The sequence below is a fragment of the Rhodococcus sp. C26F genome (assembly GCF_053345925.1).
In genome coordinates, this window is the sequence record NZ_JBKFBA010000033.1 from 402 (window position 1) to 15,803 (window position 15,402).

A 15,402-nucleotide genomic window follows, 5' to 3' on the forward strand; every position below is an offset into this window, starting at 1 on the left:
GCTCCCCCGTGTGGTGTTCCCCCTGGGGGAGCGCTGTCCGGAGTGGTCGGGTGGGTGCTGAAGGGTGGGGTGCACGGCAGGTGCAGGCGGGAGTCGTCGGGGCGGTTGCGGGCGGGGTGGAGGGGGACAAGAACGGGTGGAGAGGTGACCGGGGCTGTGTAGCCGGTGAACGCTGGGGGGCGACCGTGGTCGGGGTCTGTGCCGGCAGGGGCGTTGCGCTGGTTCGTGCAGTGCGGCCGCCGGTGATGCACAAGTCCGGTCGGTGCACCGTTGCGGGCCGTTCGTCGAGGGGCTGTGGTCGTGAGGTCGGCGTCGCGGTTCGGTGAGCGCCGGTGGGGACAGCTCGAGTGGTGCGGCCGTCGTGTTGCATCGTCGACGGTCGGTGTTGCGGGTGCATGGGTGGTCACGTCGTCACGGGCCGTTGCGTGATGGCCGGAGCGAGGAAGGCGCACGGCGGTGTCGGCAACGGTTGCTCGCCGTGCATCGAGCAGTGCCGGCGGATGTTGCGGGACTGTGGTGGCCCCAGCCCGATCGTGTGGGCGCAACGGTCCGGTGCAAAGGCGCAACGGTCCGGTGGGTTGATGCGTCGATGCGTTGCGTTGCTCCGTGCGCGTGAGGCGGTGTTCCGGAGCGATAGCCGCAACGCCGTAGGGATGGCAGCCGGATGGAACCGGGCGGCGGCACGCAACGGCCGGTGTCGATGACTGACGCGGCTGTGCAACGGGTGGCGGCGATGTGTGACGCGGCTGTGCAATGGCTCTTGCGTCGGCGGGTGGGGATGACGGCGTGGGGGCCTCGGTGTGTTGCGTTCCTGGGGGCTTCGGTCACCGCTCGGTGGTGGGCCGGTGGGGTCGGCGCCGGAGCATCGCGGTGAAGGGACTCGCGGCCCTGTCCATCGCCGCGTCGGAGCTGGTTGTCGGAGCTGGGTGGGCGGAGTTTGCCGGTGGAGTCGTCGACTGTCGATGACTGGGCGAGCTGCGGGGCTCTGCGCTGCGCTCTGCGGGCCGGCGGGTGAGGCTGCGAGAGGCGAGGTGATCGGGTCGTCACGGTGTGGGGTTGCACTGCGGCCCGCAATGGGCGCGTCGAGGGGGTGCTGCAACGCGCCGTCCGGAAGCAACGATGCAGGTCAGCGGTGATGCAACGGGTCATTGCGGTGGTCGCGGCCGCCCCGGGTAGCGCAAAGTGATCAGCGTGCGCGGGCACCTGGGGGATGGATGGTGCAACGCGTCGAGGCGATGCTCATGCATGCACCGGCAGGCCCGGTAGCGATGCCGAACGGTGTCGGCAACGGCTGGGCTCTGCGCGGTCATCGGCTCGCAATGAGGCGCCGTGGGCAACGGGCACAGGTGGCATCGCTCGAGGCGGCGCAACGGTTCGTGCTCTCGTCAAGAGCGAAGGGCGCAACGCGACGGGGCACCCGAGGTCACCGGTGGCGGTGTTCGTTGTCTGCGCTTCCCGTCAGGGGGACACGATCAGGAGGGGTGAGGGTCGTTGCGTGCGCCGCCCCGCAATGCGGTTGTTGCCTCGGTTCGGGGGACAGCTCTCGGCGGTGAGCGCGGGTGCGGCCGTTGCCGTGTTGCGTGCACCGTGGATGTCTGCGGTCGGCGTCTGCAGCGCAGCGTTGCTCGTCACGGGCAGGTGCGTTGCGGTCGAGGGTGTCATGGCCCGCGTTCTCCCCCGGGGAGAGCGCTGTCCGTTGCCGGGGGGTGTTGGTGGCGACGCCGGATTCGGGGGTCAGCGGTACTCGCAATCGCGGCACCGTTGCGCCGCACGCCGGTCGATCACGGCGCCGGCGTTGGTGGTCAGCACTTCCCCATTTCCCAGTCGAGACCAGGCGTTGGGAACATCGCGGATCTCACCCCATCGGCTCGGATCGCTTTCGTCGTTGTGGGGACAGCCTGGAAGGTGCGCGACGTTCTGCGGGCTGACCAGAATGCGGGCGTGATCCGGCCGCCTGACCTGTGGCGGCCGACGGGTGTGTTCACACTGCCCCACTGGCAGCTCGCATCGCTCGCACCGTTGCACTGTCATGCCTTCTGCATCGATCACTGGCGAGGAGATGTTTCCTGCCCGTCGCCTCCCGCTCGGCCGTGCAACGCGGTGGTCCCCCACTCCCCCAGGGGGAGCGCTGTCCGGCGGGGGGTGGCGGGGCGGTGGTTCACCCGAACGACGGATGCCATGGTGCACCTGCACCCTGCGCTTGCTTTCGCTGCAGCCGGGGACATTCGCGCCAACCTAAGGAGGGTGACGGTACGTGGAGCAGATCCGCACCGATCCGATCGCGCACGCGCGTGGTGCCGCTGAAACCGTGTTGCGGGATGCGGCACGACGGGAGCGCAAGCAACGGGAGCGACTCAGTGAAGCCATCGACGTCTCCGCTGCCGCCATCGTCAATGCCCGCGAAGCGGGCGTTGCGTGGGAGGTCATCCGGTCTGCGTTCGGCGGAGTGACCCGCCAGTCCCTCGTCGAGCGGGTCCGCCGGTATGAAGACCGACAGGCCGGTGCTCGCAGCGCTTCCTGGGAAGGCACCCGGATCGACGTCCCCGACGACGGCGGTGCAACCGGGGCGTGGCAGTTCCTCGCCGTCCGTAGGGCGGCGACGGAAGGCGCCGAACTGGTCGCGGCCGCGGTCCGGCGCGCGCAGCTCGCCGACGGCGTCGAACCCCGATCGGTGATGGCCGCCGTGCGTGACGCCGGGCGAGCAGCGCTGGCGGCCGGTCGAGCGGCGGTGGAAGCAGAGGAACAGTCATGGGGGACACGATTGACGCCGGAGGAAGCGGTGACGATTGCGCGTACTGCGGCCGCCGGGTATCTGCCGCCGACCCCATGTAGGGACTGGACCGCAGCGCGGGAGTGAACCACTCCCCCTTGTGGGGCTGCCGGTGGGCGGTCGGCTTGTTGCGGCCGAGTCAGTGCTGGCCGGGTAGATCGACCTCGTCCACCGACTTGTCCGAACGCAGACCGCGCCAGCTTGGATGGCGCAGACTTCCGCCGGCGTATTCCCGGTACTCGACCTCGCCGACGAGGATCGCCTCGACCCAATGCGCGGCGTGGCTTTCGCGTCTGGGCGGAGCGACGTCCAGCGGGCTGGTGGGCCGTTCCAGTGGACGCAGCTGGGACAGCAATTCACGCCGCGTCGTTGCTGTGAAACCTGTGCCGACGCGACCTATGAACACCAGTTGGCCCTCGTTGTTGTGCGCTCCGAGCAACAAGGAGCCGATCCCGCCGGCGGCCCGGCCCGCTCCGGGAATCCAACCGACGACTACCCCCTCGGTGTTGCGGCGCAGTGGAGTCTTGATCCAGCTCGGCGCACGCGTACCCGGAAGATAGGGGCTGTTGGGGTCCTTGGCGACGATGCCTTCGAGGCCGTTCTCCCGAGCCACCTCGAGCATGGTCGAGCCGTCGACGTCGCTCCAGAAAGGCGACAGTTGCACCTGCGCACCGGGGGTGATCAAGTCGTCGAGCACGGCTCGTCGTTCGAGATACGGCAGGTCGATGGTGGAGTTGCCGTCGACAGCGAGGACGTCGAACAGGTACATCATGACCGGGATGTCGGAGCGCAACTGCTCGGTAGGACGCTGGACGTGCATGCGTCTTTGCAGGCGGGCGAAGGACGGTTTCCCCTTGGAGTCGAGGGCGACGATCTCGCCGTCGACGATGCAGTCCCGACGCCCGAGCGCTGAGATCAGCGGCTCTGCGAGTTCGGGGAACGTGCGAGTGATGTCGTTGCCTGCGCGGCTGGTCAACCGGCACTGTCCGTCCTCGATGGTGACGAGGGCGCGTTGGCCGTCGAACTTCATCTCGAACACCCAATTGCCGCTCGGGGGTTGGTCGAGGGTTGCCAGCATCGGGGACAACGGAGGGGACGAGGTGGCCACGTTCCGAGTCTGCTGCACCAGATCTGTTCGGGTTCGCTGAACTGCGCAGGGTTCGTGCGGCAGTGAGAGTCACGCGGGTGACGACGTTCGGTGCGTGTTGCGACGGTGAAGGTGGGCTGTCTGTGGGGTGACGACTCGTTGTCGCTGGAACGCAGGTTGTTAGCGTGGCGCTGGCTGTGAGCACGCACCCAGGACGGGTGTTGCTCTTCGCAATCGAGCGGAAAATCAGGAGCCCATGAGCGAGCCCACCCCCGACGTCCCCGAGTCTGCGCAGCAACCGCACGCCCTCGGTCACGGTGTGGAGCAGTCCTATCCGGCCCAGCCGCAACAGCCGTACGCGCATCAGCAGCCGTACGGGGTTGCCCCACCCGCGTGGGGTGCGGCCCCTCCGACTGTGGTGACGCCGCCGAATACGTCGGGGACAACGTTGGCCTACTCGCTTATCGGTGGGCTCATCGGTGGGTTCCTCGGCGTGCTTGCGTGTGGGGCACTGGTGGCGGTCGCGGTCAACGATGCCGGGGGTTCGTGGGATTACATCAACGAGGACCGCGTCGTCATGATGATGGTCTTTTTCGGTGTCGGTGGGGCGTTCGCCTGTGGGCTGCTCGGTTTGTTGATCGGCTCGTCGAAAGCTGCCGCCGAACGCCGCCGGTTCCAGGCTCGGTACAGCCTCCAGCCGGTGTGGCTGCCGGCGGGTGGCTACGGCCCTGCAGGCCAGTACCCGGGCAGTGCGCCGCACCCGACCACTGCGGCAGGTTCCGAGGAGGGGTAGCAGGAGTCCCGTGGGGGACTGGATTGCGTGTGTGTCCGGGGCGGGGGCCTGCGCTGATACCGCGTCGGCCGGAACCGGTGGAGAAGGTCGGTGCTCTCCCCTACCGGCTACAGACGAGGACACCATGACCATGACCATTGACGCCCAGGTCGAGCAGCGTCGACAGGAACGACGCGCAGCAGCGAAGGCCCGCGCCACACACGCGATCACCCGCGCCCACAGAGGCACCGAAGACGACAACGGACGGGGGATACAACACGGCTTCACCGTCACCACACTCGACGGAACACCCACCGATTTCGTGCCCGTACACCAGCGGGTGGCCTACACCGAAGAAGTCGCTGCGCTGCGCGCTCACGGCTACGAGCCCCTCGGGTTCGGGTATGTCCAACGGCCTTAACCTTCCGCTTCCCTCCCCGCAGGGTGGAGAAGCGTGTTTCTACGGTCGGCGGGCCGATCAGGGTGGACTCCCTGATCGGCCCGCCGCAGCATCTGCGTCTGCGGCGGCCACTTCGACCGAAAGGGCTGATCGATGTCCGCGATCGCACTTGGAATTCTGTTCGCCACCGGGACCGGGCTGTCCCGCATCCTGGTGCTGGGAATCCGGGACCGGGAAGAGTTCGATGCCCGGAGCGCAGCAGCGCAAGAACCGTTCGTCTACACCAGCCAGTGGGCCATCGGGAAGGTGTACTCACAGCGCGCCGCGGATGTGGTGGCCACCGCTGTGGTCACCGGTGTGGCCATCGGTGTGCTCGACTGGTTGCTCTCGCGCTGAGGTTCTGTCCGTTGCGGGTGTTCGGTTGTGCCGCACCCGCGGCGGACTCCTCACATTGTCGATGGGTCCACACGTTCCCTTCGACACGGGAGGATCCCCGATGATCGAATTGCTGTCTCAGCGGCTGCGTGCCGCCCGCACCAAGAACGATCTGGTGGCGCTGCGCGACGCGGTGGCCGCCGAGTTGAACAGCGGCAGCCCTGCGGGTGTCTCGGATGACGATGTGGCCCGCGCCGGTGCGCAGGGCTCGGATGCGCTCAGCAGCATCGTCGCTGAGTCCGCGGCTTGGCGTGCCATGTCGGCGTTGCCTGCGCTGTTGCCCTATCTCGACGGTGAGAGCGCCGACGACTTCGAATCGGCTCTGGCCGATCTGTTCGCTGACCTGCGTCATCTCGCTGACCTGCTCGGCGTCGACTGGGGTGAGGCCGAGTATCGAGGGCAGGGATACCACGGTGAGGAAGCTGTCGCTTCCCGCTGACTCGGTTGGTGCGGGACCCGGGGTGGAGCCTCCACCTCAGGTCCCACTCCCCCAGGGAGAACGCTGTCCGGCTAATCCGATCGTGGCCTGGGCCGAATCAAGTGGAGGGTCTGCCGTCCTGACATCAAAGAAGTGCCTGGGCTCGGTGGAGGAGCCGTTACTTGTCGCCCATGAACTGTCTTGCTTGAAACTGTGACAGCCCTAATTCCTTGAGCAGGACCTCGTGATCCAGGCGGTCGGCCTCGTTGTTCCTTCCCCTGGCTCGGGACTGCTGTGCACGGTCTCGAAGGGACTCCAGTTCCTTTTCGGCTTCCTTCTCGATTTCTCGTGCGGCCCGGTCAGCGCCGGCACGGAACCGCTCGTGTTCTCGCCGGGCACGCTCACGTTGCGCGAGTCGCGACAACCGTTCGAGGTCGCTGAAGAGTCCCATCGCCGTCCTTGCCTCTACCCATCGGTGGTTTCCGAAACCAGCGTGGTCACCTACTGATTCGCGGACGACAGGATAGGTCGCTGCCCAAACGCCCACCACATGCACCCATGTACTGCCACATTCACCAGCGACTGCCTCTTCGTTGTCGCCCATGCCTGTCCAGATCCGTTGCCTGTCCAGATCCGTTGCCGGCGACCTGCGGCAGGGCCGGGGGTGCTTCGTGTTCGGTGCCGCGCTCGAAAAGTGCCGGGAACAAGCTGATCTCGTCATCAACGGACACGAGCCCTGGAGGCAGACATGCAGGCACTTCGGATTTCGACGGACGCGAACGTTTCTCGTATCGACCTGGTGGAGGGTGGCCGCAAGATCAGCGACGGTCTGCGCGCGGAGATTGGCTGCCAGTTCTTCGATGTGGTGTCGTTGCCGGACGGCAACGGTGGGCGCATCGATATGTGGCTCGACGACGAAGGTATGTACGGCGTGGGAGTCAACCCCGCTGCCAGCTTCGTCGCCCGCCGTTTGGCCCCGGCGGTGCAGCCGTTCTTCTTCGGCAATGTGGTGTTCGCATCGTCCGACGACGAGGGCGAGACCATCGCACTGTCGGACCGCCAGGTCCACACGATCCTCGAGGCGCTCGCTGTGGCTGCCTGCCCCGATCCGGAGCAGCGCGCCGACTGGGTGGCTGTGGCGGCTCGCCGGTTCGGGGTTGCCTCCCCCACCCGGGTCTGACCCGCGGTTCCTCGTTGTTCTCCGCGTCCGGCTTCCCCCTGGGTGCGGAGAACAACGGGGGTGTTTGTTCGACGTAGGTGCCGTGTGCGGCGCTGTCCGCCAGCTTTCTGTCGTGTCCGTTGACGTCATCGAAAGAGCTGGTGGCAGCGCTGTTCACGGTGCCGCGCCCGTGGGTGCCTCAGACGAGGGTTAGTGGCGTATCCACTGTTCGACGATGAGGGGTTACCCATGAATCTCACGGATCTGCCGCACATGACCTGGACCGAGTTCTCGCGCACCGCGCTGCCGAAGTTGAAGGCTGGGGCGCGCGAGGACAGCCCCCAGTACGTGTTGTGCCCGTACGACAGCATGGAGAAGTTTTATCGGCGCGTTGTGGTGGTCACCGACACGGTGAGCGTGCCGACGGTGGTGCGTGCCCCGCGTGCACGGTCGAATCGGAAGCCGGCCGCGGTGGCGTTGCCGGACCTCGCCGCGCTGACCTTGCCTCTGGCGCAGTCGATTGTGCGTGTGGGCACCGACTACATCGTGCTTCGGCAGCTGTTCACCGATGCGCTGGTGCGGGACCGGTTTCCCGGCGGTGAAGAGTCTGTGCGGGGCGTGGCGGCGGCCTGATCGCTGCTCGCGCTGCGTGTTCGGGGCAAACGATCGTTGCTAGTGTGTCGTTATCGGTGTTTGCCTCACCGGATCGGAACGGCNCGGCCGTTTCTTGTGTCGGAAGGGATGCCCATGACTGGGACTCAGAGCGGGCTCGAAGAATGCTGGTGGTCTACGGCTGGAGCCACAGGTAGCCGCTGGTTCCCCAGCTGGGTCCGCCGTTGAGATAGGTGTTGGCGGTTGTTGTCAGCAGGCTCAGGCCCTGTCCGGGAGTGACCACGGTGGTGGTGCGGCCGTCGGCGATGGTGACCGGGTGGGTGTGGGTGAACGGGACGATGCCGTTGATCCAGGTGATGTTGGTGGGCACTTCGCAACCGGGGATCGATCCGTAGGTGCCGTTCGGGGTGAAAATCACCTCGGCCTGGTCGGGGCGGCCGGGGACATGCTCGAATGCGACGTCGATGCTGCCGTGGCACTGCCCGGACGGGATCGGCACGATGGCGGTGCCCGTGACCTGCAGGGTCGGTACCGGAGCAGCTGCCGAGGTTCCGGTGGTGACCAGTGCTGCGCCGGCGGCGACAGCGAGGGTGGAGGCAGCGAGGGCCGCTGCGCGGGTGATGCGTCGGCGAATCGACATGAACGAGGTCCTTTCGATGGGTGGTCGGAAGGTCACCGTACTGACGGCGGTTCTGCTCTTCGGTGCGCTTATCGGCTCCGCAGCGGGGGTGGGCCTGTCCACCGGCGTGGTCCGTGCCGGCATGAACGGCGATGGATCCGCCTGCGTGAGTGCGCAGGCCCGGTGCGTGTGTCGTGCAGGTGCGGGCTCCGTGGGTGCCGCGCTGTGTCTGGCTTCGGGAGAGAACTGGTGCGTACCGGTTGTCTCGAGGAAGGGAGTTCAGCGATGAAGGAGATCAGCCGACGTGGGGATGCGCTGCAGGCCGTTGCGAACGTGGCGGCACGTCTCGAGGCGCTGCAGCCGTTTCTCAGCTACGGCCCGAATTTTCGGCCGCGGGTGGCCGACGAGCTCGCTCGCGCGCACCGTGCCTGGCACATCGAGGCGGCGGGGTCGTTCTTGGTGACCGCTGAGATCGCGGCGGGGCTGCGGCCGGAAGCGGATTACCGTGACCGCTGCGCGCCGGAGGTGTTCGACAGGTCTCCGCAGGTCCTGGCTGCTGTGGTCTGAGCGAGGGGAAGGGCACCGGTGGGTGCGGGGTGAGCAACTCCTCTGCACCCACCGGACGCACGGCGACTGTGTTCGTGGGGACAGGATCTGCTCAGTTGCACCGACCAGTAATGCTGTGTCAGGCACAGTATCTGTGTGGTCGGTGTAGGCAATACACCACATATGCGATGAGCTGCGTAAATAGTCCCCGATTCGTCTCTGTTCTTCGTCTTCCGGGCCGAACGCGGTGGAACGGTCGGGGTATTGTCCCGAGGGGACATGCGGCGGGTGCGCGCGGGAGCGGTGAGCCCGGGTGTGACGGTCGGGTCTGCTACCTTCACGATCAGAGCCACGTTGCATGGCTGACCCCGACGTTGCCGACCGGTGCCCGCATCACCACTTCGGCCGCGCCTGAGGGCGAGGTCCCCCGGATCTGCAACCCTTGCTGACCGTCACATCCGTCCGTGGTGGATGCGGGACGCCGCGACGGCCATGTGATCGGAGCCCGCCATGACCAAGAACTCGGCCCGTAAGAAGGCTGCTCGCGCCTATCAGGCCGCGCATCCCGGTACGACCTTTCCGGAGGCCATGCGCGCGGTGGCTCGCGGCGAGGACCCGACCTCTGCTGCTGACAGTGCCGCGCAACCACAACCCTTCCGGGCAGGTGTCGACCCTCAGGTTCGGGACCAGGTGATCGCCGCTTTGACCGCACTGGCGCGCAGTACCCGCGAAGACGGCAGCGCAATCGATTTCGCTGACGAACTCGCCCGCATCCTTGCCAGCGTCACTGCGAATGTCGGTTCGGTCGAGAAGCTCCTCATCGGACGCCCAGGCTCGTGGGAGGCCGGCCTCGTCGCTCAACTCGTCAACGGCACGGTGATGGAGGAGGACTTGCCACGGTGGCGAACTGTGCCTGTCCGGGTGGTGCTGGACCTCGACGATTACTGGTACTACGCGGGGCTCGAGCAGGTCTACGACGAGGACATCGACGCCCTTGAACGGCTCCGCGGCGAAGACGTCGGCGACCCCGCTCGGGATCAGGCGTTGGTGGACGAGATCGAGGCGATCGACGAACTCGTCGATCAGGACCGTCGGTCCTATATCGAGGCGTGGACCGGGCATGCGCGAGAGGCCGCACTCGAACTCGGTATCGAGGTGCCGATCACGGTTGTCGTTGGGGAGGACACGCGTTCGTACGAGGATCTTGATTCGGTCACCGACCACATCGAACGACGGGCCCGTGAGCGAACCCCGCATCCGGTGGTACCCGAACTCGGAGAGTTGGTGAGGCGGAGGAATCATCCGCCGGAGGATCTTGCGGGGCGTATCCGGGCAGCGGGGAGGAGCTATCGCGAGCGGGTCGCTGAGCGGTAGAGCAGGGCTGTGGGGTGGGGGCTGTCGTCGAGTTGCTGTCCTCGTCGCGGTGCGCCCCCGCCATGGTGATACAATTTCGTATAACACCAGGTGAGGAGATGGTTCCTGTGTCACTTGCATACGAACCGGAGATCGGACGCCGACTACGAGCGGTGCCCGCCCGCAACGAACTGGCCAAGATCCTCAAACTCCGCGCCGTCCACGACGCCGTGCAGGCCGGCTGGACTCAGCGCCGCATCGCCGAGGAGCTCGGCGTCGAACAACCCGAGGTCAGCCGCCTGGCCAAAACAGCACGGCTCACCCCGCACGTCTGCGAGCGCAGCCCCCGTGAGGTGCTGCTCGAACACGCCGCCGGAGTAATCGACCACGCGGCGATGATGCGTGAACTCGAGAACTGGAACTACACCTTCGGCACCACCGACCCCACCGGAGAGACCTACCTACCCGGCACCTGGGATCAGATCGAACGCGCCGGAGATCTGTTGTCCGACGAGGACTACCAGCACCTACTGAAGATCACCGCCGCCCGACGCAACGCCGCAGGGCGCGCGTAGTGGCGGACCTGCGCGCAGCCACAGCTGCAGTCCTCGAGCGCATGTGCGCGGCCGGTGGCACCCTCGACCGAGGCGGTGCCACCGCCTCACACCGGCTCTACGCCAGCGACCCGCATCGGCGTCGCACCGTCGACCGGATCATCGAGCGCTACCTCGCCGAACAGCACAACGTGGTCCTCGAAGGCCAGTTCTGCGCCATCGCCACCGCCGGGGTACCCGGCGCCGGGAAATCCACCAGCATCAAACGCCACGGCCTCGCCGGGCAAGGCTGGCGCGTTCTCGACGCCGACCGCGTCAAAGACCACCTCATCCGCGACGCCCTCGACACCGGCATCTACCGGAGCATCCTCGAGATCGAACTGCCCGACGGCGGGACCATCATGCCCCGCGAGCTGGCCACCCTCGTGCACACCGAATCGACGAAGGTCCTCGACGCCCTGCAAGAGGTGTGCATGCAGCGCGGGGAGAACATCGTCATCGAAGGCACCTTCAGCTGGCCCGGACTCGGCGAACGCCTGCTGCGGCAACTCGGCGCCGCCGGCTACGAACGCTTCACCATCATGGACGTCGAAGTCCCCCGCGAACGCGCCCAACAGCAAGCCCTGCAACGCTGGTGGGACGGCCGCCAGCACTCCGAGGACGGTCTCGGAGGCCGGTTCACTCCCGCCGCGGTCATCGCCGCGCTGTATCCAGGCGACGGCACCGGCACGATCTGCGCCGCCAACGCCCGTGCCGCCTTCGACCACCCCCTGACCGCCGAGATCCACTCGGTCGAACTGCTCGTCGACGACTACACCAGTGGCGAGCTGATCCAACGAGTCGCCACCCGCTGCGACGGCATCCTCAGCTACGAATCGGCCACCGAACACTCCGACACCTGAGAACAACCGCCCGTCCGCGGAAATCACCGCAGTCATCTGCGTCGGGAACCGCGCTGGCCGCATCGTCGTTGTGCGTATGCACTGCCCACCGATTCCAGGAGAAACACTTTGACCGAACCCGACACGTTGTGGCACTACACCGACGCAGGTGGTCTGCTCGGCATCCTCGGTAGCAACCCGGAGCCGCGAGAACCCGGCGTCGTGGGTCCGCAGAAGTGCCAGCCGTCGTTTCGCGCAACAGCGGTCGAGTACCTCAACGACAGTCGGGAATTGATCCACGGCCTGGGAATCATCAAGAAGCAGGTGCTTATTCCCCGTGCCGAACAACTGGAGGCGACCGACTACCAGCCGGATGAGCCTCATCTGGTCGCCAACCCGAAGGAAAAGGCCGACTTCCTGCGCAAGCTCTGCGAGACGATCGACAGGGTGGAGCAGCGCACCTACAGCAACCACATCCACTGCTACGTCACCTCGTTCTCCGAACACAACGATGTGCTCAGCCAGTGGCGCGCCTACTGCGGTGGACTCGACGGATTCGCCATCGGCATCCGCAGGGATGCGCTCCCCAACCACCAGGAGGCGAAGGCCAAGAAGGTGCTGTACGACGACAACCCCACGTCGTGGACAACAGTGACCGACTACGTGCAGAGATGGGTGGATAGGCGTCTCCACCGCACAGAAGCCCCCGAGACCAGTCCCGGAATGCTCGACCACTGCATCCGGGAGTTGTCCCGCTATGCAACGCAGTTCAAGCACAACGGCTTCCGCGAGGAAGGGGAATGGCGAGTCATTCACCTCGGCATGAGCGAGGGACCGACCTACCGCAACCGCGGAGCGAAGCTCATCCCATACGTCACCTGGTCACTGCCCGCCGACGCCGTCGTCGCTGTCCGGGTCGGCCCCGGACCGAATCAGCACGAGAACTACCTGGCAGCCCAGGGAGCTCTGCACGCGTTCAGCTACACCACGGCCGCAAAGAACCTGACCGTCTCCCCCACCCCGTACCGATAACCGCCGTCGACCAGGCGACGTACCGAGCCGCACGAGTTCGGTTCAGGCGTCGCCGGCCGCGGAGCCATTGAGCACTGGGTATTCGCCGCTGAGGACTGCGGCGATCCGGGCGGCGAGCTCGTCGGCCTCGCGTTCGACCTCATCGAGTGCATCACCCACCCCGCTGAGCAACGTCTGCGCATCCGCGCGAGCCCGCAACCCGGATCGCACATCCCACTCCCCCAGCTCGGGTTCGGGGACGCTGTCCACCATCGGGTCGTCGTCGACATTCCAGTCCGGTTCGTCGTCCCAGCGGCGTCGGCGCCGGCTCCCGGTGCCGTCGAGTCGGGCCGTGAGGATCTCGGCGATGGTGGTGGCGCGTAACCCGCGGGGCTGGCCTGCGTGCTGCAGGGAGCCCATACCGAGACCGCCCCAGCGATCGATCGGCAACAGCAGTGGTCCGTCGTCGCGGATCGGCGGCAGCGGGGCGTAGGACTCGACCGACGTGTCGGTGAGGGGCCGGGCTTTGATCAACGCTTCTTCCAATGCGTCGTTGATCAACCATTTGTCCATGAACGCCAGCAACCGTGCCCATCGCAGAAACACCGCGGCCGGGCAATACCGGGGATCGTCTTCCGGGGCGGCGCTGATCCATATGCCCCCGACCTTGATCTGCAAGGCTGCGTCGATGACACGGGCATCGCTGCGCTGGAGTCGTTCCATCTGCCGGTAGGAGATGCCCATCGCCTCGGACAGCACGATCAGTAGTGCGTCTCGGCGGCCGAACAAACCCGACGGCCAACCCACTGTCGGCAACGCCGCGACCACCGCTGCAGCAGGGTTGTCTGCCCACGGCAACGGCGGGGACATGACAGATGCCGAGGTGGTGGTCTTCGCGGGTATCGCAGCGGCGGCACGGGCGTGAGCTGCGCGCACTGCTGCGAGGCGTTTGCGTTGCGTCTGGGCCGCGGCGGGATTGGCGCGCAGGAACCCGATCAAGGTGTCTCGGGTGGCGGGTATCGCCGGAACTCCCATTCCGGCGCACCAGTCCGCGTAGAGCGCGTACTGCGATCGCAGATGTGCAGGGAGTGCCCCTTCGAGCCTGTCCGTCTCCGCGCGTGCCGGCATGGCCAAACGATAGCCACTACCTGCGACTCTTCTGGTCGGGGCCGGCAGATGTCAACGATGTGTGCCGTACACCCGAACGGCGTTTGGCACAGTTGTTCTTGTCAGCGCGAACACCATCGCGTTGACAGAAGGAGAAGTGTTTCCGACATGCCGATCTGCGATCCTCCCCCCTTCGCAGTTCGGCGGCGCCGCCCCGCAAGTTATCCCCCCGATTGCGGGTCGGCGCACCGGCCGGAGCTGTACCCCTGACACAGTTCCGGTCCGCCCGTCCTTTTCTGCACCTCCCCGCAGAGAAGGACGGGAACTCCCGCAAGACGCCGGGGTGCTGTGCCCTCCCCCCTGCACAGCATCCCGGCGTCCCCGCCCCCTCGCAGCGACTCCCCGGCTGCGAGGGGCGGATCCGTTTTAGGGCATCGACAGGTCAGAAACCGAGTTGGGTGACGGCGTTGTTCTGCGCCGGAGTGCGTTCACGTGCATAGATCTCCACAGTCGCCGCAGACTTGTGGCCGGTCTGGCGCATGATCGCGTGCGCGCTCGCACCGGCGGTGAGTGAGTCGGTGACGAACCCCGCCCGCGGTGAGTGCCCCCCGAGCTGTCGTACTTCGTCCTCGGTGAACCCCGCGCTGCGGGCGCGCGAACGGATCACCTCATGGATCGCGGCCCCCGACAACCGGGTATCTCCCACGTTGCCGTGCTTGTCGATCTTCCGGAACACCGGTGCCTGCCCATCGGCCGGCGCCACCCGCTGATCTCGGCAGACGTGCTGCGTGAACGGTGCGGCGTTGGCCAGGACCCGGATCACGGCGGCTCGGCCACCGTCGTCGAACGCGGTCACCACCTGCAGCCACCGCTGGTAGGCGCACACCGGGCACCGGTGATGGTCCGTCCCGAACGGTGCAACCTTGACCTGTCCACCGCCGTCCTGGTCGGTCTTCGACACGCGCACCGTGAGGTGCAGACCGTCGACGGGGTGCCTGCGCACATCGGTGAACCGCAATTCGGACAGCTCCGAACGGCGGAACGCGCCGGCGAACGCCAGCCACAGCAACGCCGAGTCGCGACGTTCGCGCAGGTGCTCGGGCCAGGTGGTGGCTGACGCGCGCGCTGCGGTCACCATCGCTTCGATGTCGGTCATGCCGAGGGCTTCTCGGCGGCGCGATGTGCGTCGGGGGTCTCGGGCTGCGGCGCGTTGGAGTCCGGACAGTGTCGATGCGACGAGCTGGCTGGCCCCGGGCGGCGGTTCGTTCGCGGCCCGGTGGAAGTAGTTGATGGAGGCGACCCACCGACGCAGGGTGCTCGGTGCGGACGGTTTCGCATGGAGGGTCGGATCAGCGGCTTCGGTCAGGTATGCGGCGACGGTCTCCGGTGCTGCCGGCAGCGCGGGCACCGAGTTCGCGGCGCACCACCGGGCAAACCGGTTCCAGTCCGATCGGTAGGCGCGGGTGGTGGCCGACGACTGGGACTGCTCGATTGCCGCGACGACGCGGGCTTTGGCGTCGTCGCCTCCGCGACCCCACACGCCGACCTGTCCGCCCTCGGGTGCGACGGTCGATACAGCAGTGATGCTCGTCAGCGGTGGCACGTCCATGTCCGAAACCGTATCGGGGCCTGCCGACTCCGCCCGCTACCGCGACGGGTGGAGTGTCGGCAGGCCACA

18 protein-coding genes are annotated in these 15,402 nt (G+C 66.9%); 13 read left to right on the forward strand and 5 right to left on the reverse strand.

Features of this window, described 5'->3' with window-relative positions:
* Window positions 1-1,458 precede the first annotated feature (1,458 nt).
* The gene (locus ACLBYD_RS23915; protein ID WP_138846200.1) at window positions 1,459-1,662 is read right to left on the reverse strand and encodes a hypothetical protein; all 204 of its coding nucleotides are present in this window, start codon (window positions 1,660-1,662) and stop codon (window positions 1,459-1,461) included.
* Window positions 1,663-2,254: 592 nt separating this feature from the next.
* Between ACLBYD_RS23915 and ACLBYD_RS23920 the strand changes: the two genes are divergently transcribed.
* Window positions 2,255-2,857 carry a hypothetical protein gene (locus tag ACLBYD_RS23920; RefSeq protein WP_138846201.1) on the forward strand — a complete coding sequence of 201 codons (603 nt, stop codon included), beginning with the start codon at window positions 2,255-2,257 and terminating at the stop codon, window positions 2,855-2,857.
* Between the two features lie 52 nt (window positions 2,858-2,909).
* Here ACLBYD_RS23920 and ligD read toward each other — a convergent pair whose 3' ends face one another.
* Window positions 2,910-3,848: a non-homologous end-joining DNA ligase gene (gene ligD, locus ACLBYD_RS23925; RefSeq protein ID WP_272912433.1), complete on the reverse strand. Its 939-nt coding sequence runs from the start codon at window positions 3,846-3,848 to the stop codon at window positions 2,910-2,912.
* A 265-nt stretch (window positions 3,849-4,113) separates the two neighbouring features.
* On the opposite strand from ligD, the gene ACLBYD_RS23930 reads away from it, so the two are divergent.
* The 7 genes from ACLBYD_RS23930 to ACLBYD_RS23960 all read left to right on the forward strand — a co-directional run bounded on the left by ACLBYD_RS23930 (window position 4,114) and on the right by ACLBYD_RS23960 (window position 7,674).
* Complete coding sequence (locus ACLBYD_RS23930) at window positions 4,114-4,650, forward strand: hypothetical protein (protein WP_138846203.1); 537 nt, start codon at window positions 4,114-4,116, stop codon at window positions 4,648-4,650.
* A gap of 124 nt (window positions 4,651-4,774) precedes the next feature.
* Complete coding sequence (locus ACLBYD_RS23935; RefSeq protein ID WP_138846204.1) at window positions 4,775-5,050, forward strand: hypothetical protein; 276 nt, start codon at window positions 4,775-4,777, stop codon at window positions 5,048-5,050.
* A gap of 132 nt (window positions 5,051-5,182) precedes the next feature.
* On the forward strand, window positions 5,183-5,425 hold the full coding sequence (locus ACLBYD_RS23940; RefSeq protein WP_138846205.1) for a hypothetical protein: 243 nt from the start codon (window positions 5,183-5,185) through the stop codon (window positions 5,423-5,425).
* Between the two features lie 100 nt (window positions 5,426-5,525).
* Entirely contained in the window at window positions 5,526-5,903 is a 378-nt protein-coding gene (locus tag ACLBYD_RS23945) for a hypothetical protein (protein ID WP_138846206.1), read from the forward strand.
* A 223-nt stretch (window positions 5,904-6,126) separates the two neighbouring features.
* On the forward strand, window positions 6,127-6,390 hold the full coding sequence (locus ACLBYD_RS23950; protein WP_138846207.1) for a hypothetical protein: 264 nt from the start codon (window positions 6,127-6,129) through the stop codon (window positions 6,388-6,390).
* A 240-nt stretch (window positions 6,391-6,630) separates the two neighbouring features.
* Window positions 6,631-7,062 (forward strand): DUF3846 domain-containing protein, encoded by a 432-nt coding sequence (locus ACLBYD_RS23955; protein WP_138846208.1) that lies wholly within the window; start codon window positions 6,631-6,633, stop codon window positions 7,060-7,062.
* A gap of 228 nt (window positions 7,063-7,290) precedes the next feature.
* Window positions 7,291-7,674 (forward strand): hypothetical protein, encoded by a 384-nt coding sequence (locus ACLBYD_RS23960; RefSeq protein WP_237211486.1) that lies wholly within the window; start codon window positions 7,291-7,293, stop codon window positions 7,672-7,674.
* A gap of 154 nt (window positions 7,675-7,828) precedes the next feature.
* On the opposite strand, the gene ACLBYD_RS23965 is transcribed toward ACLBYD_RS23960, so the two are convergent.
* Window positions 7,829-8,293, reverse strand: coding sequence for a hypothetical protein (locus tag ACLBYD_RS23965; RefSeq protein ID WP_138846210.1), 465 nt, complete (start codon window positions 8,291-8,293; stop codon window positions 7,829-7,831).
* Window positions 8,294-8,557: 264 nt separating this feature from the next.
* On the opposite strand from ACLBYD_RS23965, the gene ACLBYD_RS23970 reads away from it, so the two are divergent.
* The 5 genes from ACLBYD_RS23970 (at window position 8,558) to ACLBYD_RS23990 (ending at window position 12,638) form a co-directional block, all read left to right on the forward strand.
* Entirely contained in the window at window positions 8,558-8,839 is a 282-nt protein-coding gene (locus ACLBYD_RS23970; protein ID WP_138846211.1) for a hypothetical protein, read from the forward strand.
* Between the two features lie 489 nt (window positions 8,840-9,328).
* Window positions 9,329-10,192: a hypothetical protein gene (locus ACLBYD_RS23975; RefSeq protein ID WP_138846212.1), complete on the forward strand. Its 864-nt coding sequence runs from the start codon at window positions 9,329-9,331 to the stop codon at window positions 10,190-10,192.
* Between the two features lie 107 nt (window positions 10,193-10,299).
* On the forward strand, window positions 10,300-10,746 hold the full coding sequence (locus ACLBYD_RS23980) for a hypothetical protein (RefSeq protein WP_237211485.1): 447 nt from the start codon (window positions 10,300-10,302) through the stop codon (window positions 10,744-10,746).
* Complete coding sequence (locus ACLBYD_RS23985) at window positions 10,746-11,627, forward strand: zeta toxin family protein (RefSeq protein ID WP_237211484.1); 882 nt, start codon at window positions 10,746-10,748, stop codon at window positions 11,625-11,627. The genes ACLBYD_RS23980 and ACLBYD_RS23985 overlap by 1 nt, the downstream gene beginning before the upstream one ends.
* Window positions 11,628-11,735: 108 nt before the next feature.
* Entirely contained in the window at window positions 11,736-12,638 is a 903-nt protein-coding gene (locus ACLBYD_RS23990) for a DUF2971 domain-containing protein (RefSeq protein WP_237211483.1), read from the forward strand.
* Window positions 12,639-12,680: 42 nt separating this feature from the next.
* Here the strand turns inward: ACLBYD_RS23990 and ACLBYD_RS23995 are convergent, their stop codons facing one another.
* Both ACLBYD_RS23995 and ACLBYD_RS24000 read right to left on the reverse strand, forming a co-directional pair.
* On the reverse strand, window positions 12,681-13,745 hold the full coding sequence (locus tag ACLBYD_RS23995; RefSeq protein ID WP_237211482.1) for a hypothetical protein: 1,065 nt from the start codon (window positions 13,743-13,745) through the stop codon (window positions 12,681-12,683).
* Between the two features lie 421 nt (window positions 13,746-14,166).
* Window positions 14,167-15,333, reverse strand: a complete 1,167-nt coding sequence (locus ACLBYD_RS24000) for a tyrosine-type recombinase/integrase (protein ID WP_064257686.1) — start codon at window positions 15,331-15,333, stop codon at window positions 14,167-14,169.
* Between the last annotated feature and the right edge of the window lie 69 nt (window positions 15,334-15,402).